Genomic DNA, 20,239 nt, shown 5'->3' with positions numbered 1-20,239 from the left:
AGCGTTTGCGCCGATTCGCGGCAGAATATCGGCTCGAATCGGCGCAAACGCTCTACCGGGCGGGGAGGAGGATGAATACGATCGGACCATGTCGCTGAGGTGGGAACAGGTCGTCGTGGATTGTCGGGACCAGCTGGCTCTGAGCCGCTGGTGGGTCGACGTGCTCGGGTGGGAGATCGTCGGTTCGGACGAGGGTGACACGGAACTGCGTAATCCCGAGGGCGGAGCGACGCTCCTGTTCCTGAACGTCCCTGAAGAGAAGACCATCAAGAACCGCCTGCACCTCGACTTCGTCCCGGACGATCAGGATGCGGAAGTCGCGCGCGTCCTCGCTCTCGGCGCCACGCGCGTCGACGTCGGTCAGGCCGACGAGACGTGGGTGGTCCTCGCCGACCCCGAGGGCAACGAGTTCTGCATCCTCTCCGCCCGCTGATCTCCGCGCGCGCCAGTCTCCCGGATGCGCTCCGGCGCAGGGCGCTCGCCGGCTCCGCGGAGTAGCCCGTTTGCGCGCATTCATGTCGCCCGGATGGCAGGAAAGCGCGCAAACGGGCTACCTCGGCGGGGAGCGGAGCGATGGGTGCGGGTCAGCGAGGGTGGGGGAGGCCCACGTACATCGAGTCGTGGAGTTCGGCGACGTGGTCGAAGGCCAGGCGCGCGGCCGACGCGGCGTCGCCCGCGCGGAGCGCGTCCACGAGAAGCGTGTGCTCGTGGTTCGACGCGCGCAGGTAGTCGATCCGGTAGGGGATGAAGTACGCGTAGAGCTCATGTGAGATCCGGTGGTGGAGCGCCGCCGCCCCGGGAACGGACGCAGCGGCGGCGAGCTCCGCGTGGAAAGCAGTGTCGGCCTCGCGGAAGCCCGCCCAGTCGGGCACCGTGTCCATCTCGGTGACGAGCGCCTCGAGCCGTGCGAAGCGATCGGAGGCCGGTGAGGACGCCCCCGCGACGATCGCGGCGAGCCCCGCCTCGAGCGTCGCGCGCTGGTCGATGAGGGCGTGCACGTGGGCGGCATCGGCGCGGTACGCGTCGATCTCCGTGACGGTGCCCGTGGGCGGGGCGTCCGCGATGAAGGTGCCGCCCGAGTTTCCGCGCCGCCGCACCACGACCCCCTCGTCGCCGAGCGCCCGGTAGGCCCGCCGCACGGTCATCTCGCTCACCTCGAACGCGCGCGCCGTCTCGTCCGGGGCGGGCAGCCGTTGGCCGGGCGTGAGCATGCCGAGCTCGACGGCGAGCGAGATGCGCGCGCGCACCGTGTCGACGGCGGTCGTGCGACGGATCGCTCCGAGCGAGGGGGACGCGAGGTCCATCGGGTCCCCCTCGTCTCGGGTCGTCTTTGCGTCGGGTCGGGTCAGGTCGGGTCGTTCGGTCGGTGAGACCGGCCGCGCGGTCGCGGCCGACCGCTCGGGTCAGCGGGCGGTGCGTTCCGCCGGGGCCGGAGCGTCCGAGGACTCCTCGGAGGCCGCGTCGAGCGGGAAGCGCCTGCCCAACACGATACCGATCACCATCGCGAGCACGGGGACGAGCGCGAGCGCGACGCTCACCGCGACGCTCCCGCCGGTCACGAGCGTGAAGTTCGACAGCACGAGCCACAGCGCGAACGCGAGGCCGAGCACGGCGAGGATCGGGAACACGCGGGCGCCCCACACGCGTCCGGACGCGAGCTCCGGGCGGCGGGCGAAGAACACGAGCACCGCGATCGATGTCGTGAGCATGAGCAGCACCATGCCGACGGTCGCGACGCCGGCCATCGAGCCGAAGACGCCCACGAGCGGGTCGAGGCCGAGGAGGGCGAGCACGGCGAGCACGATCGCGGCCGTGATCGTCTGCACGATCGACGAGAAGGACGGCGAGTGGTGCGTGGCGTGGCGGTGCCCGAGCCGCGCGGGAAGCACGGCCTTCTGGGCGAGGGTGAACTGGTAGCGAGCGATCACGTTGTGGAAGGACAGCACGCACGCGAAGAGGCTCGTGATGAGGAGCACCTGGATGACGTCGCGCATGATCGGACCGAGGTAGGTCGTGGCCGTGTCGAGCAGGAGGTTCCCCTCGCCGGCGAGGGTCTGCTGGGCCACGGCGACCGCGTTCGTCGCGCCGACGCCCGTGACGAGTGCCCAGCAGGAGATCGCGTAGAAGACGCCGATGATGATGACGGCGAGGTAGGTGGCGCGCGGGATGGTCTTCTCGGGGTCTTTCGCCTCGTCGCGGAACACGGCCGTGGCCTCGAAGCCGATGAAGCCGGTGAGTGCGAAGAGGACGGCGACGCCGATCCCGCCCGTGAAGACGTTCGCGGGGTCGAACGTCTCGACCGCGATCCCCTCGGCCCCACCCGTCGCGAAGATCACGACGTCGAGCACGACGACGACGAGGATCTCGAGCGCGAGGGCCACGCCGAGTACCTTCGCGCTGAGGTCGATGTGGCGGTAGCCGAGCACGGCCACGATCGCCATGGTCGCGAACGAGTACAGCCACCACGGCAGTTCGGGTCCGCCGAAGAAGATCACGAGGTCGTTCACGGCCCAGCCCATGTAGCCGTAGATACCCACCTGGATCGCCGTGTACGCCACGAGTGCGGTGAACGCGGAACCGAGGCCGAGCCGCGAGCCGAGCCCGGCGGTCACGTAGGAGAAGAAGGCGCCGGCCTCCCGCACGAAGGGCGTCATCGTGACGAATCCCACCGAGAAGACGAGCAGGATGACGGCGGCGAGCGCGAAGCCGATCGGGGCGCCCGCTCCGTTGCCGGTGCCGATCGCGATGGGGACGTTGCCGCCGATCACGGTGAGGGGTGCGGCGGCCGCGATCACCATGAAGACGATGGCGCCGGTGCCGAGTTGGCCGTCGAGGCGCTGGCGCGGCGGGGCGATGGGGGAGACGGTCATGGGGTCACTTTCACGAGGCTCGGGGGCGAGCGGGTTCGAGGGGAGGGGCGAGCTCAGGAGAGCTGCGGGCTCAGTAGAGCTCGGGGCGCCGGTCGCGGAGGTAGGGGTTCTCCTCGCGGGCGCGCTTCGTGACCTCGGGATCGATCGTGGCGATCAGGAGGCCGGTGGTGGTGGAGTCGAGGGAAGCGAGGATCTCCGCCTCGGGGGAGACGATGCTGCTGCGTCCCACGTAGGTGAGGTCGTCCTCGGTGCCCACGCGGTTCACGTAGATCACGTGGACCTGGTTCTCCCACGCCCGCACGGGGATGAGGCGCTCGGCGATGTGCGCGTATGGCTCCATCTGGGCGGTGGGCACGATGACGACGTCGGCTCCGTCGAGGGCCGCGGCCCGCACCGTCTCGGGGAACTCGACGTCGTAGCAGATGAGCACCGAGACGCGGACACCGTCGATGTCGATCGCGCGGGGGAGCGCGTCGCCGGCCTCGAAGAGTCCGCGGTCGAGGTCGCCGAAGAGGTGGGTCTTGCGGTAGCGGAGTAGCTCGGTGCCGTCGGAGTCGACGATGACGAGGGCGTTCGCGAGTCCGCCGCCCGGGAGGGGCTCGGGGAGGCCCGCGACGACGGCGATGCCCGTGTCCGCGGCGATCTCCGCGACGCGGTCGAACAGCTCTTCCGTGGCCAGCGGCGCGAGGCGCTCGCCGATGTTGTAGCCGGTGACGAACATCTCGGGCGTGACGAGGATCCGCGCTCCCCGTGCGGCCGCCTCGCGGGCAGCGTCGGCGAGGATCGCGAGGTTCGCGTCGACGTCTCCGGAGACGCCGTCGTGCTGGAGTCCGGCGATGGTCAGGGTCATGGCGGTGGTGCTCCTCCGTGAGGCATCGACGTGTGGTGCGACGCTGCATCCATCAAACAGATCAAAGTGATCTGAATGATGTCCATCATGTTTCCCTCACGTAACGAGCGCAACAGAAACCTCCCGCGAGGTGTCGCATTGTGTTGCCTGCGCGCCCCGAATGGGGACAGATTGCGGCACCTCACGGAGGGTGGGGTGCGGCAGACTCGGGGCATGGCCGATGTGCAGACGTCCTTCCCTCCTCTCGTCGTGGGGACGGACGTCCCCACACTGAAGCGGGCCTACCGACCGGTGATCGTGTTCTCCACGGTCATGCCGATCGTCATCCCCGGCATCGCCGTCGCCGTTGCGGCGTTCCTTGCATCCGCGAGCGGGTTCGCGGCGGGAATGGTCGCGGGACTCGGAATCGTCGTCAGCGGGATCACCTGGAGCGTGATGGCCTCGTCTCTGGCCTACGCGGCAGGAGCGCGAGCCGTCATGGGGACCGTTCTCACCCTCGATCACCGCGGCATGGAATGGCGGTTGGTGCAGGGCGTCCTCATCCTGCCGTGGAACGTCGTCGACACGGTGTCGGTCCGTTCCCGAGCCGGGAAACGGATCCTGACCTACCGCCTCGTTGCCGGCGTCGGCCCCGCTTCGCCGGGCGTCGGTGGCGACCTCCCGGAAGCGGACTTCCACCGCGTCGCGAAGCGCGGAGCGCAACTCGGCTCCGTCGGCATCGACGTGCCGGTCGACACGATCCTCGCGGCGACCGCCGCCTTCACCGGGGGACGTCTCACCCCGCGCTGACCGACGTCCGGATCGCGAGCACCGCATGGGTACCTCTCGCGCTGTCGTGCGGATCGCCGGTCCAGCAGACTAGGGGGCATGACCGATGCCCCGACCTCCTTCCCGCCGCTCATCGTCGGGACGGACGCTGCGGCCGTGCGCCGCGTGTTTCGTGGCCCCCTGATTCTCACCAGCGTGATGGCATGCCTCGTCGCGGCCGTCGCCGTCGCCGTCGGGGTCGGCGTCGCGTCGTCCTCCGACGACGTCGTTCTGGGCTTCGTGCTGGGTCTCGTCGTCCTCCTCTGGTCGGCGTACTTCGTGTGGATGCTCGTGTACCTCGTCCGTGCGGTCGAACGACGCGCGTCGATCGGGCGGGCCCTCACCCTCGATCACGATGGGATGGAGTGGGCGATTCCGGAGGGAAGCATCGTCGTGCCCTGGCCTCTCATCACCGCCGTCTCGTCGCGCACCCGATCGCGATACCGCATCCTCACCTATCGCCTTGCCGACGGGGTCACCGCCGAGACGCCGGGTGTTCGTTCGGACCTCTCGCGGAAACACGTCCGTCTCATCACGAGGCGCGGGCTCCAGATCGGTTCGGCCGGCATCGACGTGTCGATCGACACGATCGTCGCTGCCACCGCCGCGTTCACCCAGGGTCGCCTGGTTCCCCGATGACCCGGCGCTCGGCGTCCGTCGCCGCGGTTCGTGCCCGACGGGAACCGCGATACTGAGCGCATGACCGACGTGCCGGGCCGCCTCGCACCGCGCTGACCGCACGCTCCGCGACCGGAGTGGTACCGAGGGACGACGAGCGAGCCTCCACAGCCCGACCGCAGGCCGACGCGCTCGCGCGCCGCGATCCGTAGCGTCGATCTCGAGCGAAAGGACGACGCATGATCAACGCACGCGGTCTCACCAAGAGGTACGGATCCCGAACGGCCGTCGACGGTATCGACTTCACGGTCGAGCCGGGGAAGGTCACCGGATTTCTCGGCCCGAACGGCGCCGGGAAGTCGACGACCATGAGGATGATCGTGGGCCTCGACCGGCCCACCTCCGGAGCCGTCACCATCAATGGCCGCCCCTATCGTGAGCACAGTGCTCCGCTGCGCGAGGTCGGGGTTCTGCTCGACGCGAAGGCCGTGCACACGGGCCGGAGCGCGTACAAGCACCTCCTCGCGATGGGCGCGACGCACGGGATCCGGAAGGAACGGGTGCGCGAGGTCATCGGCCTCACGGGCCTCGAGTCCGTCGCCGGCAAGCGCGTCGGCGGGTTCTCGCTCGGCATGGGGCAGCGGCTCGGCATCGCCGCCGCGCTCCTCGGCGACCCCGCGACCCTCATCCTCGACGAGCCGGTCAACGGACTCGATCCCGAGGGCGTCCGATGGGTCCGCACGCTCGTCCGCGGCCTCGCCGCCGAGGGACGCACGGTGCTCCTGTCCTCGCACCTCATGAGCGAGATGGCCCAGACGGCCGATCAGCTCATCGTCATCGGCCGGGGCCGCATCATCGAGGACGCCCCGGTCGAGGACATCATCTCGCGCACCAACGGCACGACGGTGCGCGTCCGGACACGCGACCTCGACGCCCTCACCGCCCTGATCGGCGGAGACGGCGTGACGGTGAGCCGCCAGCCGGCCGGCGCCGCCCAGATCACGGGCGCCACCCCCGAGCAGATCGGGGACGCCGCAGCGGCCGCAGGTCTGCCGCTCTACGAGCTCACCGCCCTCACGGGGTCACTCGAGGACGCCTACATGACGCTGACCGCCGATGCGGTCGAATACCGTTCCACCTCACCGGAAGAGGAGCCCGCACGATGACCGCCCTCGCGACCCCCACCATGACCCCCACCACGCGTGCCGTCCCCACCGACGCGCGGCTCACGTTCTCTCACCTGCTGCGATCCGAGTGGATCAAGCTCACGAGCCTCCGCTCCACGGTCTGGTCCGTCGTGCTGATCGTCGCTTCCGGCATCGGCATCAGCCTCCTCTACGCGGTGAGCACGTCCTCGCTCGACATGCAGACGTCGCCCTCCGTCGGCTTCACCCTCACCACGGTGACGATCGGCCTGACGTTCGGGCAGATCATCGCCGCCGTACTCGGAGTTCTGGCCATCTCGGGTGAATACTCGACAGGGATGATCCGATCGACGCTCACCGCCGTGCCGTCACGTCTTCCCGTGCTCGCCGCGAAGACCCTCGTGACGTTCGGTCTCGTCGCCGCCGTCGGGCTCGTGACGCTCGTCGCATCGTGGGCTGCGACGTACCCCGTCTACGCCGCGCAGGGCATCGCCACGGGCCTGACGGCTCCAGGGTTCCTCCTCGCGATCCTCGGCGGCGCCGCCTACCTCGGGCTCACGGCCGCCTTCGGACTCGGGGTCGGGGCGATCCTCCGCTCCTCGGCCGGCGGTGTCGCCGTCGTGCTCGGCGTGATCCTCGGCCTGCAGATCTTCCTGCCCCTCGCGAGCCTGGCGGTCGAGTGGCTCTGGGACCTGCGACCGTTCACGTTCGACCAGGCCGGTGCGGCGATGGCCTCGCTCCCGTCGGACCTCCCCGCGGGGGCCGAGCCGGAGCCCGGGGCCCCGCTCGAACCGTGGCTCGGCGGCCTCGTCGTCCTCGCATGGACGTCCGTCTCGCTCGCGTTCGCGAGCATCCTCCTCCGCCGGAGGGACGCCTGAACAACGAACCGACGACGACGCCCGGCGCCCCGATGAGGGCGCCGGGCGCCGTCGCGATCCCGAAACCGCCCGGTGTCGTCCGCCAGTTCTTCCTCACCCACCCCCGACTCTCGGATCTGCTCGTCGTGCTCGTGTACCTGGGGTGGGCTGTGCTCCTCTCGATCGGCCGCGACGGAGGACCGCCGTTGTGGGTCATCGGCACCCTCGCCCTGGTCGGGGCGGCGTCGCTGCTCGTCCGGCGGACGCGCCCACTCCTCGCCTTCGCCGCGAGCGGTGCGCTGCTCCTGGTGTCGGGTTTCGTCGGCACCTTCTCCGAGAGCCTGCTCCCGCTCCTCGCCGTGTACGCTGTGGCGGTCTACCGGTCGAGCCGAGCCGCCTGGGCGTGCTTCGGCCTGGGGGCGGTGGCGTCCGTCGGCCATGGGGCGCTCGTCGGATTCGGCATCGGCGTCGGCCCGTGGGTTGCCGCCGCCGTGTCACCGGAGGGTGTGGAGACGAACGCCATCGTCACGTGGGCCAACAACGCCGTGCCGGCCGTGGTCCTCCTGCTCGTCGCGACCCTGATCGGCACCAACGTGGGCGGACGCGTGCGCTACGTCGCCGCCCTCCTCGATCGGGCGGCTCAGCTCGAGCGGGAGCGCGACCAGCAGGCCACGATCGCGGGTGCGCAGGAGCGCGAGCGGATCGCGCGCGAGATGCACGACGTGATCGCGCACAGCCTGTCGGTGATGATCGCCCTCTCGGAGGGCGCGCACGCGTCCGTGCCCAACCGGCCGGACGAGGCGCGCGTCGCGATGGGTCGCGCCGCCGAGACGGGTCGACGCACGCTCACCGAGGTGCGGCGTCTCCTCGGATCGGTGCGCGCGGCCCCGGACGATGCCTCGACGGAGTCGGCGCCTCAGCCGGGGGTGGGTCAACTCATGGCGCTGAGCGAGGAGTTCGCGCGCGCCGGACTGCCCGTCCGGCTCGATCTCTCGGGCACGCCCGCCGAGGACACGGCGCTCGGGCTCACGGTGTACCGGATCGTGCAGGAGTCCCTCACGAATGCCCTCCGTCACGCGACGGGGGCGAGGGAGGTCCGCGCACGCGTGTCGTGGTCGGTGGATTCCGCGGAGATCGTGGTGGAGGACGACGCGCCCCACCGGTCCGGCGACGGCGACGCGGGCGGCGACGTCGGCCGCGGTCTGCTCGGCATCCGCGAGCGTGCCGCGCTGTACGGTGGGGAGGCCGAGGCGGGCCCCCGAGACGGCACCGGGTGGCGGGTCTCGGTCCGTCTGCCCCGGAAGGACGAGGACTCATGAGCGACCCGATCCGGATCATGATCGCCGACGACCAGGAGCTCGTCCGCTACGGCATGCGGCTCGTGCTCGAGGCCGACGCGTCGCTCTCCGTGGTGGGGGAGGCCGAGGACGGAGCCGTGGCGGTGCGGGAGGCGGAGCGGCTGCGACCGGACGTCGTGCTCATGGACGTGCGGATGCCCGGTGTCGACGGCATCGAGGCGACCCGCCGCATCACCGAGCTCTTGCCCGAGACGCGCGTGCTCGTGCTCACGACGTACGACCTCGACGACTACGCGTTCGGTGCGCTCCGGGCGGGGGCGTCGGGCTTCCTCCTCAAAGACGCCCGGCCCCCGGCCCTCGTGAGCGCGATCCGCGCGGTCGCCGACGGCGACGCCGTGGTGGCGCCGCGGGTCACCGCAAAGCTCATCGAGCTTGCATCGCCCCACCTGGGCGCCGCGCGCGGTCCCGCGGTGAGTGACGCGCTCGCACCCCTCACAGCGCGGGAGCGCGAGGTACTCCGCTTCATCGGCGAGGGCGAGACGAACGGTGAGATCGCGGAACGTCTCTTCCTCAGCGAGTCCACCGTGAAGACGCACGTCGGCCGCATCCTGTCGAAGCTCGGCCTGCGCGACCGCGTCCAGGCCGTGATCCTCGCGTACGACCTCGGCATCGTCGGCCGCTGATCGCGCTGATCGCGCTGATCGCGCTGATCGCGCTGATCGCGCTGATCGCGCTGATCGCGCGGACCGAGGGGTCGCGATCGACTCCGGTGAGCGGGCGCGAAAAAAGGGAGACCGCCGTCTCCCTTCCCTCTTCACACTATGACGCGATACGGGGCTTGCCGCAAGACCCCCCTGACGGCGGAGAATCGTCGATCGTGACCCCACAGAACACGCCACAGCCCACTCCCCGACCCGTCTCCCCGACCGGTCCCTTCGACCTGCCCGAACGTCTCGCGGCGAAGAGCGACCCTCATCTCATCGGCGCGGACGAACGCCACTTCGCCCGGGTCGCGGCCAGCCTCGAGCGCTCCATCGCCGACCTCACGCGTCGCCTCGACGAGGAACGGCGCGCGCCGGGCGGAGCCGGCCAGCAGGCCCTCGAACGAGATCTCGAGATCCACCGGCTCTCCGCCCGCCTGCGCACCCTCGGTCGGTTCTCCCTCGACACGTGTCTCGGGCGGATGGTGACGGACGAGGGCACCGTGTCCTTCATCGGACGGTTCGGCCTGACGGACGAGTCGGGTGACCCCCTCCTCATCGACTGGCGATCGCCCGCGGCCGCCCCGTTCTTCGCGGCCACCCGTGCGGAGCCGAGCGGCCTCGCCAGCCGTCGCCGCTACCGGTGGGCCGACGGCCGAATCACCGACTACTGGGACGAGGCGTTCACGGACGCGGGCGCGGCGGGGAGCGCCGCGGCTCTCGACGACGAGTCCGCCTTCATCGCAAGTCTCGGACAGAGCCGTTCGAGTCGCATGCGCGACGTGCTCGGCACGATCCAGGCCGATCAGGACGCGATCATCCGGGCGGACTCGCGAGGCGCCCTCGTGGTGGACGGGGGACCGGGGACGGGCAAGACGGTCGTCGCGCTTCACCGCACGGCGTTCCTGCTGTACTCCGATCCGCGGCTCTCGCGATCCCACGGCGGTGTGCTCCTCGTCGGTCCGAACTCCGGGTATCTCGCGTTCGTCGCCGACGTCCTCCCGAGTCTCGGCGAGGACGGTGTCCTCTCCGGCACGCTCCGCGATCTCGTGCCGGAGGGCGCGCGAGCCGTCGTCGAGGAGGACCCGGAGATCGCGGAGCTCAAGGCCTCCCTCGACGCGGTCGGAATCATCGAGGCGGCCGTCCGGCACTACGAGCAGCCGCCGGACGCCCTCCTCGTTCAGACGCCGTGGGCCGACATCGAGCTCGATGCGGCCGACTGGGCCGAGGCGTTCGATGCCGCCGAGGACGGGACTCCGCACGACGCGGCGCGTGACGACGTGTGGGAAGCGCTCGTCGCGATCGTCTCCGATCGTCTCGGGGACGACGTCCCGCCCCGCCACGTCCGACGCGCGCTGTCGGCCGACGAGGATCTCGCACGGGCGTTCGCGCGGGCGTGGCCGATACTCGATCCGCTCGGGGTGGTAGCGGACCTCTGGTCCGTCCCGGCCTACCTCCGCTTCTGCGCCCCGGGGGTGACGGACACGCAGGTCCTGGCGCTGCAACGGTCGGACGCTCGAGCCTGGACGGTGTCGGATCTCCCGTTCCTCGACGCGGCGCGCGCCCGGATCGGCGATCCCACGGCGGCCCGGAGGATGCGCGAGGCGGAGGCCGCAGCCGCGTCCGAGCGGGAGCAACGTGACCGCGTGATGGATGAACTCGTCGCGGCGGACGATTCGGAGCTCGGTCTTCTGTCGATCCTCCGCGGCCAGGACGCACGCAACAGCCTCGCCGTGGACGATGGTCGGCCGACGACGGACGCGGACCAGCTCGCCGGTCCGTTCGCGCACATCGTGGTGGACGAGGCGCAGGAGCTCACCGACGCGGAGTGGCGCATGCTCGTACGCCGCTGCCCGTCGCGCAGCTTCACGATCGTGGGCGACCGCGCGCAGGCCCGGCGCCCGTTCACCGAGAGCTGGGGCGAGCGGCTCGCGCGGGTCGGGCTGTCGCGCTCGGAGGTCTCGACGCTGAGCATCAACTATCGGACGCCGCTCGAGGTGATGGACGCGGCCGAACCCGTCATCCACGCCGTGCTGCCGGATGCGAACGTGCCCACGTCCGTTCGCCGTTCGGGTGTACCCGTCCACCACGGCGCGCGCACCGAGCTCGCTCCGCTCGTCGACGCCTGGCTCGCGGAGAACGCCGATGGTGTGGCCTGCGTGATCCACGGTCCCGGGTCGACCGATCGGCCCGATCGGGTCCGCGACCGAGTCCGCTGGCTCACTCCGGAGCTCGCGAAGGGACTCGAGTTCGACCTCGTCGTCCTCCTCGGCCCGGAGGACTTCGGAACGGGCGTCACGGGTGCCGTCGATCGTTACGTCGCCATGACCCGTGCCACCCAGCGGCTCGTCGTGCTGCAATCCTGAACCGACCGCCCCGGCGGCACCGATCGCCCGACGATCCGACGGCCCGCACGCCCCACCTGCGGAATCAGCGGAATCGACGCCCTCGAACGGTGGTAATCCTCCGTGGCTTCCACGATGATGTAGGGATTACGTGATCCGACCCCGACTCGAGGAGCCTCAACGCATGTACGCCGTCGTCAATCCAGCAACGGGGGAGACCCTCCGCGAGTACCCGACCCTCACGGACGCGGGCGTCGACGAGGCGATCGCGTCGGCGCACGGCGCCTACAGCGAATGGTCGCGGCGCGTGTCCGTGGCGGACCGTGCGGCGCTCATCGCCCGCGTCGCCGCGCTGCACACGGAACGCCGCGAGGAGCTCGCGGACATCATCGTGCGCGAGATGGGCAAGCCCGTGGAGCAGGCGCTCGGCGAGGTCGACTTCGCCGCGGCGATCTACCAGTACTACGCCGACAACGGCGAGACCTTCCTCGCCGACGAGACGATCGACCTGTCGGAGGGCGGCGGCTCGGCCTTCGTCCGCCGCGCCGGTCTCGGTGTGCTGCTCGGCATCATGCCGTGGAACTTCCCCTACTACCAGGTGGCGCGTTTCGCCGGCCCGAACATCGTCGTGGGCAACACGATCGTCCTGAAGCACGCTCCGCAGTGCCCTGAGTCGGCCGCCGCGATCGCGGACATGTTCGAGACCGCGGTCGCCGAGCTCGGCGCCCACTCGGGCGTCTACGTCAACGTGTACGCCACGAACGACCAGGCGGCGACGATCATCGCCGACCCGCGCGTGCAGGGCGTCTCGGTCACCGGCTCGGAGCGCGCGGGTGCCGCCGTCGCCGAGATCGCGGGCCGCAACCTCAAGAAGGTCGTGCTCGAGCTCGGGGGCTCCGACCCGTTCATCCTGCTGTCGTCCGACGACGTCGCTGCGGCCGCGCAGGACGCGGTCAACGCGCGCATCGACAACAACGGTCAGTCCTGCAACGCCGCGAAGCGCTTCATCGTGATCGACGAGCTGTTCGACGAGTTCCAGGCCGCGTTCGTCGAGGCGTTCACGGCGAGCCAGCCCGCCGACCCCACGTCCGCCGACACGGTGCTCGGCCCGCTGTCATCGCAGGCCGCGACCGAGCGCCTGCAGGAGCAGCTCGATCGCGCCATCGCCCAGGGCGCCACGGTGCTCGCGAAGGGGGAGACGAACGGCAACTTCTTCCCGCCCGCCGTGCTCGCCGACGTGAGCCCTGCGATGGACGCGTTCCACGAGGAGTTCTTCGGTCCCGTGGCGGCGCTCTACCGGGTGTCCTCGGAGGAAGAGGCCGTCGCGCTCGCGAACGACACGCCCTTCGGCCTCGGGTCCTACGTGTACTCGACCGACGAGGAGCAGGCGCTGCGCGTGGCCGACCAGATCGACGCCGGCATGGTCTGGATCAACATCGTGCTCGGCGACGCGGCCGAACTGCCCTTCGGCGGCGTCAAGCGTTCCGGCTCGGGCCGCGAGATGGGCCGCTTCGCGATGGAGGAGTTCGTCAACAAGAAGCTCATCCGCATCAACGGCTGACCCGTCCCTCGCCCTCCTCTCTTCCCCCTGAAAACTTTCTATGTGCTCGAAAATTCGTGCACAGAGGAAGTTTTCAGGGGGGAGAGGGGAGGTGGGGGTCAGGCCGTGGCGTCGACGAGTTCGGCGAGTCCGCGCCGCGTCGGGACGCCGAGCTTCAGGCGGGCCTGGTAGATGTGCGATTCGACCGTGCGCACCGAGAGGAAGAGCCGGTCGGCGATCTGGCGGTTGCTCAGGCCCTCGGCGATGAGGCACGCTACCTGGTGCTCCCTCTCCGAGAGCCTCGTCGCCGTCGTCTCCACCTCGGCGGCATCGGATCGACGCGACAGGACACCGTAGGCGGCGAGCTGACGGCGCGCCTGCGACATCCGGAGCGCGTTGCCGTCCCGACCGTGGGCGGCGATCGCGTCCTCCTGCGCGCGCAGCGCGAGGAGATAGGCGCCCGTCGCGGCGAACGCGGCCGCGACCCGTTCCACCTCGCGGCCGTCACCCCCCTCGACGGCGACGATGTGCTGCTCCAGGAGCGCCCCGAGGGCGTAGTCGGTCTCCGCGGCGAGGCGCTGGAGGGTGCCGCGGTCCTCCGCGGTCCCTCCTCCGTTCGTGAGGATGAGATACAGATTGACCGCGTGCAGGGCGGGCGAGCCCTCCGAGAGCGCGAGGAGCTCGCGCTCGATCGACGCGAGGTCCTCGGTGATCGATTGCGAGGTGGCGACATAACGCGCTCGCGTCAGCAGGTGACGGGTCACCGGTGATCGCGCCGCGCCGAGATCCTCCGCCTGGCGGAGCGACGAGCCGGCGGACACCGTATCTCCCAGCATGCCGAGCACGAGGGCGTGCTCGCTGTGGATCCCGGCTCGCCACCCCGATGAGTCGGCGGTCGTGAATCGACCGACCGCCGCTCTGTACTCGAGGTCCGCGGCCTGGAGATCCCCGCGGAAGAGGTCGGCGACGGCGCCCGTGTAGGCCAGGAAGGCCAGCATCGTTGAGCTCGGTCGGGGTCCCGTCCGCGTGAGGATCTCCTCCACCTCGGAGAGGATGTCGCGGACACACATGCCGAGAGTGAAGCGCAACAGCGCCTCGCCGGTGAGGATGGTGACCTGGGCCACCTCGTCGAGGGCCCGACCCGACACGGGGTCGGAGTTGAGACGCCGGATGAGCTCGAGGCATCGGAAGGCGGCCGTGACATCGCCACGATAGGCGAGGGCGGAGGCCGTCTCGACGCCGGCCCGCACGCGCGTCATGAGCGCGTAGTCGGGGTCCTCGAAGATCTCCCAGCCCCACCGGGCGACGTCGTCCCACTCCATGAACGCGTACGCGGCCTGTACCCGCGCGGCGAGGATCTCGCCGCGGAGGAGAGGGCCGACCGCCGGCCATCCCTCGGCGGTCGCTGACAGTGCGGGTAGCTCCTCGTAGCGGGCCAGACCGATGAGGAGGGCGCTCCACCACTGGAACAGGCGCAGTGCCTCCTCGTCCTCCTGGAGCAGCGGCACGGCCGCCTCGAGGGTCTCGAGCGCCTCGTCGTCGCGTCGCAGTCCGGACAGCGCGCGGGACAGAGCCAGCCGGGCGTCCGCAGAGGGCCCTGTGGACTCCGCCATCTGGGCGAACAAGAGCGCGTCACGGAAACGCCCCTGCTCGATGGCCTCGGTCGAGGCGGCGAGCACGATGCGTCGGACGGTGCCGGCGCCGTGGGCGACGACGGCCTTCGGGAGTCGGCCGTCGAACGACCACCGCATCGCGATGTCGGTCGCCTCGTCGGCGCTCAGAGCGGTCTCGGCTGCGAGGATCTCCCCGAGCGCATCGACCAGGTCGTCGACCTCGTCGGTCTCCTCGGTCTCGTCGGCGTTGTCGCGCAGGGTCGAGAAGATGCTCGGAGCGCGCAGCATGTCCGGGTTGCGGGCATCGGTCACGAGATAGCCCTTCTCGAGGAGGCGGTCGATCGCGCGAGCCTCGACGACGCGGGAGAGCCGCGGGCGCGTGACCCCGCCGAGCCGGCTCACGAGCGAGAGGCAGACACGCTGACTGCGACCGAGGGTGTTGAGCTGGTACCGCAGCACGTCGCGGATCCGGTTCGTGATCCGGATGCCGCTCGACGGCGCCGAGGCGTCTTCCGCGAGACTCCGAACCATCTCGATGAGGAAGAGCCGCGATCCGCCGGAGGCGCGGTAGAGGTCAGCGCGGCGGATGCGGTCGACGACGGCGTGCCCGGCCTCCGCCTCGATCAGCTCCTCGGCCTCGGCGAAGGTGAGCGGGCCGAGGTCGACGCGTGCGGCGTGACCGCTGATCCAGAGCTCGTCGAGTTCGGTGAGGGTGTCGGGCTGCGCGCGTCGCGCCTCGGCCGACGAGCTCGGGGCGCTGACCACGAGAGCCGTGATCCGGGCCACATGCACTGCTTGCGAGATCCAGCGCGCCGAATCGGCGTCGAGGAGGTGGCCGTCGTCGACGACGATGACGGGCGTCGGCTCTCCCGTCGAGGGTCGGCTCGCAGCGTCGAGCAGCTGAGCGACGCGCGGGTTGGCCCGGAGGGCACCGAACGGTGTCGCGGACAGGGGAGCGGCCGCGCGGACGGTGAGCGGTAACCTCCCGGCGGCGACGAGGGCCTGTATGGCGGCCTCGATCAGGAAGGACTTGCCCGATCCGAGTGTTCCCACGACGAGCACGCTCCGGCCGCCCGTGAGCGTCGCGACGATCTCGTCGACATTGCGATCCTCGCCCACCACGCTCGTGCTCGTGCTCGTGCTCGTGCTCGTGACGCTCGTGACGCTCGTGATGCCCATGACGCCCGCGATCGACGTCGATCGTGCTGTCTTTTCCCTCATGGTGCCGTGGCCTCCTCGCCCATCCCCCCCTCGGGGATCCACGTGTTGCCAACGGTAAGCGCGAGGTCGGTTTTCCGCGACGGTTTCGACGTAACAATCTGGCGTATGGCATGCCCAAACTGGCCTCCCAGTAGTTTCTCTCAGTAGTAGACCCGTAACCGGACTGCATCCGCCCGGTAGGCGCTGCGTGCGGTTTCGCGCGCCACCTGCCGCAGGGTGTCCCCGGCTCGGGGGACGTGACCGGGAGCAGGTGGTCGATATCCCCCTCGTCCGGGTGGGGACGGCTCTCCGATACCGGTACCGACGGTCCCCGTGACCACCGGTAGCGGTGCCGCCGACTACCGGAAACGGCGAACCAGCAGTGAGTTCCGCGACGGTCATGCCTAGCTTCGGAACATCAGGCCGGGACGCCCCACATCCGGCGCCCACCTCGACCGGAGACAGCCGACCATGACACGCACCCGTCCCACCACGTCCTCGCGACGCAACAAGACCCTCGCCATCCTCGCCGGGGGCACCCTCGTGGGAGTGGCGGTCACCGCGACGCTCGCCGCCTGGACAGACACCGAATGGATCTTCGGCGGCGATGGCGCCGGGGGCCCCGGCATCGGGACCTCGACCTTCGAGGTCGTGCAGAACACCGCCGCCCCCTTCACGGACCCCGAGGACTTCGTCAACGAGGAGGAGAACCCCGGAGGGGAGATGACGTTCGAGCTCGCGGCTCTCGACCTCTCCCCGGGCGACGAGGTCTACGCGGGTGTGTCGCTCCAGACGACCGACACCTCCATCTCGGGCGACGTGGAACTGCAGCCGGCCATCCCCGCCGACGGCATCGTCCAGAACGACCCCGACGGTCTCCTCTACGGCGCCCTCGACGTGCGGGTCGCTACCGCCGACACCGCCTTCGCGTGCGAAGCAGACGCCTTCCTCGCCGGTGCCGGCACCGAGATCATCGCCGACGGCGACCTCGACAGTGCGGCCGCGACGGCCGAGCAGACCCTCGCCGCCGAGGCGGGCTCGACGCAGTTCTACTGCTTCGAGGTCTCCCTGCCCGACGACGTCACCGTTCCCACCGGGTTCGATCTGGACGACCTCATGGGTCTGACGCTCGCCCCCGCGTGGGAGTTCGCGTCCGAGTCCGTCTGACTCCGGCGTGTCCCAGATCTTCGCCGAGCGGTCCGCCGTCGTGTTCTCTGACACCGACGGCGGCCGTGCGGCGAGGAGCGTCAGTGCCGGTTCGGTACTGACGACCTTCGCCGGCATCGTCGGTGCGGCCGTCCTCGTGTGCGTGGCCATCGGATGGGTATTCGGGTACTCCATCCTGGTCTTCGTCACCGGGTCGATGGCCCCGACGATGCCGGCGGGATCAGCAGCGGTCGTGGAGCGCATCGACGCCTCCGCGGTGATGATCGGAGACGTCGTGACCGTTCCCCGTCCGGGTGAGACCCTCCCGGTGACGCACCGGGTCGTGTCGGTCTCCGAGATCGACGGAGAACCCGCCGCCCGTTCGCTCGTCCTCCAGGGCGACGCGAACGCTCGGGCCGATCGCGAACCGTACGTCGTGGAGGAGGTCGACCGCGTGATGGTCGCCGTCCCCGGTGCGGGTCGCGTGGTCGCGGTCGTACAGAGCCCGGGAGGGATCGGGATCGCGGCCGCCATCGTGGCGATGGTGATCCTCTGGGCCTTCTGGCCGGCGCAGCGTCGTGCCGATGCCGATGCCGATGCCGACGCCGACGCCGTTGTCGTTTCGTCGCGACCGGGTGACGAATGAGCGCATCGCACGGCTCGCGCGGAGTGATCCGTGCCCTCACGGTGGCGTCGGTCGGAGCGCTCGTCTGCGGGACGACGCTCCTCGCGACGTCCGCTCAGGCCGCGTACCGACCGGTGCCCGAGAACGGGGATCCGGGGCGACTCGTCCTGCTGTCCGACCCGCACCCGGTGGAATTCGTCGCACTGCGTCCCGGAATCGTCCACTACTGGCAGGTCGCCGCAACGCTCGAGGGAGCGACGAGAGCGTCGCTCGTGTTCGAGATGCGGAAGTCCGGCGAGCTCGTGGAACACCCGGAGGGGCTCGTCGTCTCGATCGAACGGTGCGACGACGAATGGGTGGGTCTCCCGGAGGCGCCTCGATGCGATTCCGGACGGGGCAGCGTGACGCAGGTGGACTCGTCTCACGACCACCGCGAATCGAGTCCCGTCTTCGACCTCGCTGGAGTCGACGACGACGGCACGCACCTGCTCGTGGCGATGAGTCTCGCCGTGGACCGATCCGGCGATGAGAGCCTCATGGGCCTCACCGGTGAGGTGGGGCTGGGCCTCACGGCCGCCGCGGAGGGTGCCGCGCCCCCGGTGGTGCCGGGGGATCCCGCGCCGCCGGATGGGCTGCCCGTCACGGGAGCCGACCCGATGGGACTCGTCCTGGCCGCCATCGGCGCGATCGGGCTCGGCGTCACCCTCCTGGTGGCGCGCACACGACGTTCCCCGGTGACGCGAACTGTGAGGTCTGAGGGGGCCACACAGCTCGCGCACCGGGGCTCGAACCCGAAGGGGGAGCGGTGAGGCGTCGGTCCGCCGTCGGCCTCGCGCTCGCCGTCGCGGCGGCGGTCGTGCTCCCGAGCGGAGTCGCGTCGACGGTCGCCGCCTGGAACGACACCGAGTGGACGTCCGGCACCGTCGGCACGTCGAGCTTCGACTGCGGCGTCGACACCGGCTACAGCGTCACGGCCGAATCGGCCTTCCTGCGGGGCTCCCTGTTCGGTCAGGACCTCGGCGCCGTTGCGGAACTCGAGCCTCTCGTGCTCGAGCGCTCGGGCGATGATCCCGTCGAGGTCTCGCCGCCCACCGCCGTGGACCTCGGGGCCGGCGACGGCGACCCCGGTCGCGATACCCGCGGCCAACCGATCGCGGTCTCCGCTCTCGGACTCGTCGGCCTCGACCTGACGGGCTTCCAGGTGGGGCTACCCGCCACCTCGGCCGGCGCCGTGAACCAATTCGCCCGCGTCACCACGACGGGAACCTCGACCGCCGCCTCCGGTCTCGTCGACAACGGCGGGGGACTGCTCGTGTCCGACGACACCCCGCAGGACGCGCTCCCCGAGCCGGCGCGGCTCTCGCTCGGCGGCATCCTCCCCGGGATCAGCGGCGTGGCCGACGCCGGTCTCGAGGTGGGTGCCGTCGGCTCCCGAGCGGAGCTCGACTGGTGCGCCGCCGCCTACAGCGACGCGTGGGGCGACGGATCGGAGACCGGTCTCGCGCGCGACTACGGCATCGCGAGTCTCGACCTGGGCTTCGACAGTGCCGGGGTCGAGGGCCTGACCGGGGAAGTGGTCGACACGGTCGACGTCCTCGACGCGGCTGTCGGGCAGCTCGCCGGACAGAACGGGCTCATCAGTCAGGCGCTCCGCGAATCGCTCGTGAACGGCCTCGTCAGCGGACTCAGCCTGGGCAGCTTGACGGGTTCCGTGACCATCACGGGCCTCGATCTCTCGGGGGCGGTCGAGGCCCTCCTCACTGAGCCGATCTCGGATGGTGAGATCACGATCGACCCGGTCACGGGCGAGGTCTTCGTCGACCTCGCGTCGCTCCTCGGTGACGACACGGGCGGGGTGAACGACCTCGACCCGAACACGGAACTCGTCGTCGACAGCGACGTGATCAACGACCTCACCGCTCGGACCGGGACGCTCCTCGACGGATGGACGTCGGCGGTGACCGCGGCCCTCGACGCCGAGCTGGCCGGCGCTCGAGTGGTCGTCGATCTCTCGACGGTCGTCAGCCTCGGCAGTACGCAGATCCTGCGCGTGAACCTGGACCTGGACTCCACGGTCGGGGAGCTCGAGGCCGGTGAGGCCGTGCTCGCGGTCGACACCGACGTGCTGGGACTCGTCAGCACCCTCAACCTGGTTCTGGGTGTGCTCGGAATCTCCGTCACGGGGCTCGTGAATTCGATCGTGGCCCTCGGCCCGGTGCTCCTCGGGGACGTCGTCGGGTTGGTGACCGACTCCCTCATCGCCCCGCTGGACACGGCGGGTGTCGCGATAGCGGCGCTGACCGCCCCCGTCGTGAGGACCCTCTCCGCCGTGGTCTCCGGCCTGCCGTCCGTGTTGTCGCTCATGGTGAACGTGCAGCCCGACCAGCCCGGTGCGCCGCCCGGGCCGGGGACCGAGGCACCGTCCGGGACGACGAGCGGGGAGTTCTCCGTGAGCGCTCTGAGGATCGGACTGCTCGACGACGTCGCTCCCGACGGAGGCGTCGTCTACGTGGAGTTCGCGACCTCGACGGCGGGTCCGAACAGGCTTCCGACCGGCCCCTGACCCGCGGAGGTTCCGTGCAGGAGACGCACGGAGTCCGGCGTCAGTCGCGCGGAGTAGAGTG

Annotated in this window: 17 protein-coding genes; 13 read left to right on the top strand and 4 right to left on the bottom strand. The window is 70.5% G+C overall.

Features of this window, described 5'->3' with window-relative positions:
* Positions 1-88: 88 nt before the first annotated feature.
* Complete coding sequence (locus ELQ94_RS17000; RefSeq protein WP_127051571.1) at positions 89-433, top strand: VOC family protein; 345 nt, start codon at positions 89-91, stop codon at positions 431-433.
* A gap of 151 nt (positions 434-584) precedes the next feature.
* Here ELQ94_RS17000 and ELQ94_RS16995 read toward each other — a convergent pair whose 3' ends face one another.
* From ELQ94_RS16995 to ELQ94_RS16985, 3 genes are all read right to left on the bottom strand, one after another.
* Positions 585-1,304, bottom strand: a complete 720-nt coding sequence (locus tag ELQ94_RS16995; RefSeq protein WP_127051570.1) for a FadR/GntR family transcriptional regulator — start codon at positions 1,302-1,304, stop codon at positions 585-587.
* A gap of 99 nt (positions 1,305-1,403) precedes the next feature.
* Positions 1,404-2,870 (bottom strand): APC family permease, encoded by a 1,467-nt coding sequence (locus ELQ94_RS16990; protein WP_127051569.1) that lies wholly within the window; start codon positions 2,868-2,870, stop codon positions 1,404-1,406.
* 70 nt (positions 2,871-2,940) lie between these two features.
* Complete coding sequence (locus ELQ94_RS16985; protein ID WP_208007786.1) at positions 2,941-3,720, bottom strand: carbon-nitrogen hydrolase family protein; 780 nt, start codon at positions 3,718-3,720, stop codon at positions 2,941-2,943.
* 213 nt (positions 3,721-3,933) lie between these two features.
* On the opposite strand from ELQ94_RS16985, the gene ELQ94_RS16980 reads away from it, so the two are divergent.
* The 8 genes from ELQ94_RS16980 to ELQ94_RS16945 all read left to right on the top strand — a co-directional run bounded on the left by ELQ94_RS16980 (position 3,934) and on the right by ELQ94_RS16945 (position 13,052).
* A complete protein-coding gene (locus tag ELQ94_RS16980) occupies positions 3,934-4,509 on the top strand; it encodes a hypothetical protein (protein ID WP_127051568.1) in 576 nt (191 codons plus the stop codon).
* A gap of 78 nt (positions 4,510-4,587) precedes the next feature.
* Positions 4,588-5,166 carry a hypothetical protein gene (locus ELQ94_RS16975; RefSeq protein ID WP_127051567.1) on the top strand — a complete coding sequence of 193 codons (579 nt, stop codon included), beginning with the start codon at positions 4,588-4,590 and terminating at the stop codon, positions 5,164-5,166.
* 218 nt (positions 5,167-5,384) lie between these two features.
* Entirely contained in the window at positions 5,385-6,311 is a 927-nt protein-coding gene (locus ELQ94_RS16970; protein WP_127051566.1) for an ABC transporter ATP-binding protein, read from the top strand.
* Positions 6,308-7,168 carry an ABC transporter permease gene (locus tag ELQ94_RS16965; protein ID WP_127051565.1) on the top strand — a complete coding sequence of 287 codons (861 nt, stop codon included), beginning with the start codon at positions 6,308-6,310 and terminating at the stop codon, positions 7,166-7,168. The genes ELQ94_RS16970 and ELQ94_RS16965 overlap by 4 nt, the downstream gene beginning before the upstream one ends.
* A gap of 32 nt (positions 7,169-7,200) precedes the next feature.
* The gene (locus ELQ94_RS16960; protein ID WP_166404894.1) at positions 7,201-8,466 is read left to right on the top strand and encodes a sensor histidine kinase; all 1,266 of its coding nucleotides are present in this window, start codon (positions 7,201-7,203) and stop codon (positions 8,464-8,466) included.
* Positions 8,463-9,128 (top strand): response regulator, encoded by a 666-nt coding sequence (locus tag ELQ94_RS16955; protein ID WP_127051563.1) that lies wholly within the window; start codon positions 8,463-8,465, stop codon positions 9,126-9,128. The genes ELQ94_RS16960 and ELQ94_RS16955 overlap by 4 nt, the downstream gene beginning before the upstream one ends.
* A gap of 194 nt (positions 9,129-9,322) precedes the next feature.
* Positions 9,323-11,512, top strand: coding sequence for an RNA polymerase recycling motor ATPase HelR (helR, locus tag ELQ94_RS16950; protein ID WP_127051562.1), 2,190 nt, complete (start codon positions 9,323-9,325; stop codon positions 11,510-11,512).
* A gap of 163 nt (positions 11,513-11,675) precedes the next feature.
* Positions 11,676-13,052, top strand: coding sequence for an NAD-dependent succinate-semialdehyde dehydrogenase (locus tag ELQ94_RS16945; protein WP_127051561.1), 1,377 nt, complete (start codon positions 11,676-11,678; stop codon positions 13,050-13,052).
* A gap of 98 nt (positions 13,053-13,150) precedes the next feature.
* On the opposite strand, the gene ELQ94_RS16940 is transcribed toward ELQ94_RS16945, so the two are convergent.
* Entirely contained in the window at positions 13,151-15,865 is a 2,715-nt protein-coding gene (locus ELQ94_RS16940; RefSeq protein WP_166404892.1) for a helix-turn-helix transcriptional regulator, read from the bottom strand.
* Positions 15,866-16,315: 450 nt separating this feature from the next.
* Here ELQ94_RS16940 and ELQ94_RS16935 point away from each other — a divergent pair, with 450 nt between their 5' ends.
* From ELQ94_RS16935 to ELQ94_RS16920, 4 genes are read left to right on the top strand one after another with little or no spacing between them, the layout of a single operon-like run.
* On the top strand, positions 16,316-17,011 hold the full coding sequence (locus tag ELQ94_RS16935; RefSeq protein ID WP_127051559.1) for a SipW-dependent-type signal peptide-containing protein: 696 nt from the start codon (positions 16,316-16,318) through the stop codon (positions 17,009-17,011).
* Positions 17,012-17,018: 7 nt separating this feature from the next.
* The gene (locus ELQ94_RS16930) at positions 17,019-17,636 is read left to right on the top strand and encodes a signal peptidase I (RefSeq protein WP_127051558.1); all 618 of its coding nucleotides are present in this window, start codon (positions 17,019-17,021) and stop codon (positions 17,634-17,636) included.
* A complete protein-coding gene (locus ELQ94_RS16925; protein ID WP_127051557.1) occupies positions 17,633-18,424 on the top strand; it encodes a hypothetical protein in 792 nt (263 codons plus the stop codon). The genes ELQ94_RS16930 and ELQ94_RS16925 overlap by 4 nt, the downstream gene beginning before the upstream one ends.
* Complete coding sequence (locus tag ELQ94_RS16920) at positions 18,421-20,178, top strand: choice-of-anchor G family protein (protein WP_127051556.1); 1,758 nt, start codon at positions 18,421-18,423, stop codon at positions 20,176-20,178. The genes ELQ94_RS16925 and ELQ94_RS16920 overlap by 4 nt, the downstream gene beginning before the upstream one ends.
* Positions 20,179-20,239 lie beyond the last annotated feature (61 nt).

This window comes from Labedella endophytica, from assembly GCF_003990045.1.
GTDB classification, from domain to species: Bacteria; Actinomycetota; Actinomycetes; order Actinomycetales; family Microbacteriaceae; genus Labedella; species Labedella endophytica.
This window is presented reverse-complemented; position numbering and strand designations above follow the sequence as displayed.

Bases quoted from the DNA above. Each gene is read 5' to 3' on its own strand.
- ELQ94_RS17000 (WP_127051571.1), top strand. From the start codon at position 89: ATGTCGCTGAGGTGGGAACAGGTCGTCGTGGATTGTCGGGACCAGCTG.
- ELQ94_RS16995 (WP_127051570.1), bottom strand. From the start codon at position 1,304: ATGGACCTCGCGTCCCCCTCGCTCGGAGCGATCCGTCGCACGACCGCC.
- ELQ94_RS16990 (WP_127051569.1), bottom strand. From the start codon at position 2,870: ATGACCGTCTCCCCCATCGCCCCGCCGCGCCAGCGCCTCGACGGCCAA.
- ELQ94_RS16985 (WP_208007786.1), bottom strand. From the start codon at position 3,720: ATGACCCTGACCATCGCCGGACTCCAGCACGACGGCGTCTCCGGAGAC.
- ELQ94_RS16980 (WP_127051568.1), top strand. From the start codon at position 3,934: ATGGCCGATGTGCAGACGTCCTTCCCTCCTCTCGTCGTGGGGACGGAC.
- ELQ94_RS16975 (WP_127051567.1), top strand. From the start codon at position 4,588: ATGACCGATGCCCCGACCTCCTTCCCGCCGCTCATCGTCGGGACGGAC.
- ELQ94_RS16970 (WP_127051566.1), top strand. From the start codon at position 5,385: ATGATCAACGCACGCGGTCTCACCAAGAGGTACGGATCCCGAACGGCC.
- ELQ94_RS16965 (WP_127051565.1), top strand. From the start codon at position 6,308: ATGACCGCCCTCGCGACCCCCACCATGACCCCCACCACGCGTGCCGTC.
- ELQ94_RS16960 (WP_166404894.1), top strand. From the start codon at position 7,201: ATGAGGGCGCCGGGCGCCGTCGCGATCCCGAAACCGCCCGGTGTCGTC.
- ELQ94_RS16955 (WP_127051563.1), top strand. From the start codon at position 8,463: ATGAGCGACCCGATCCGGATCATGATCGCCGACGACCAGGAGCTCGTC.
- ELQ94_RS16945 (WP_127051561.1), top strand. From the start codon at position 11,676: ATGTACGCCGTCGTCAATCCAGCAACGGGGGAGACCCTCCGCGAGTAC.
- ELQ94_RS16940 (WP_166404892.1), bottom strand. From the start codon at position 15,865: ATGAGGGAAAAGACAGCACGATCGACGTCGATCGCGGGCGTCATGGGC.
- ELQ94_RS16935 (WP_127051559.1), top strand. From the start codon at position 16,316: ATGACACGCACCCGTCCCACCACGTCCTCGCGACGCAACAAGACCCTC.
- ELQ94_RS16925 (WP_127051557.1), top strand. From the start codon at position 17,633: ATGAGCGCATCGCACGGCTCGCGCGGAGTGATCCGTGCCCTCACGGTG.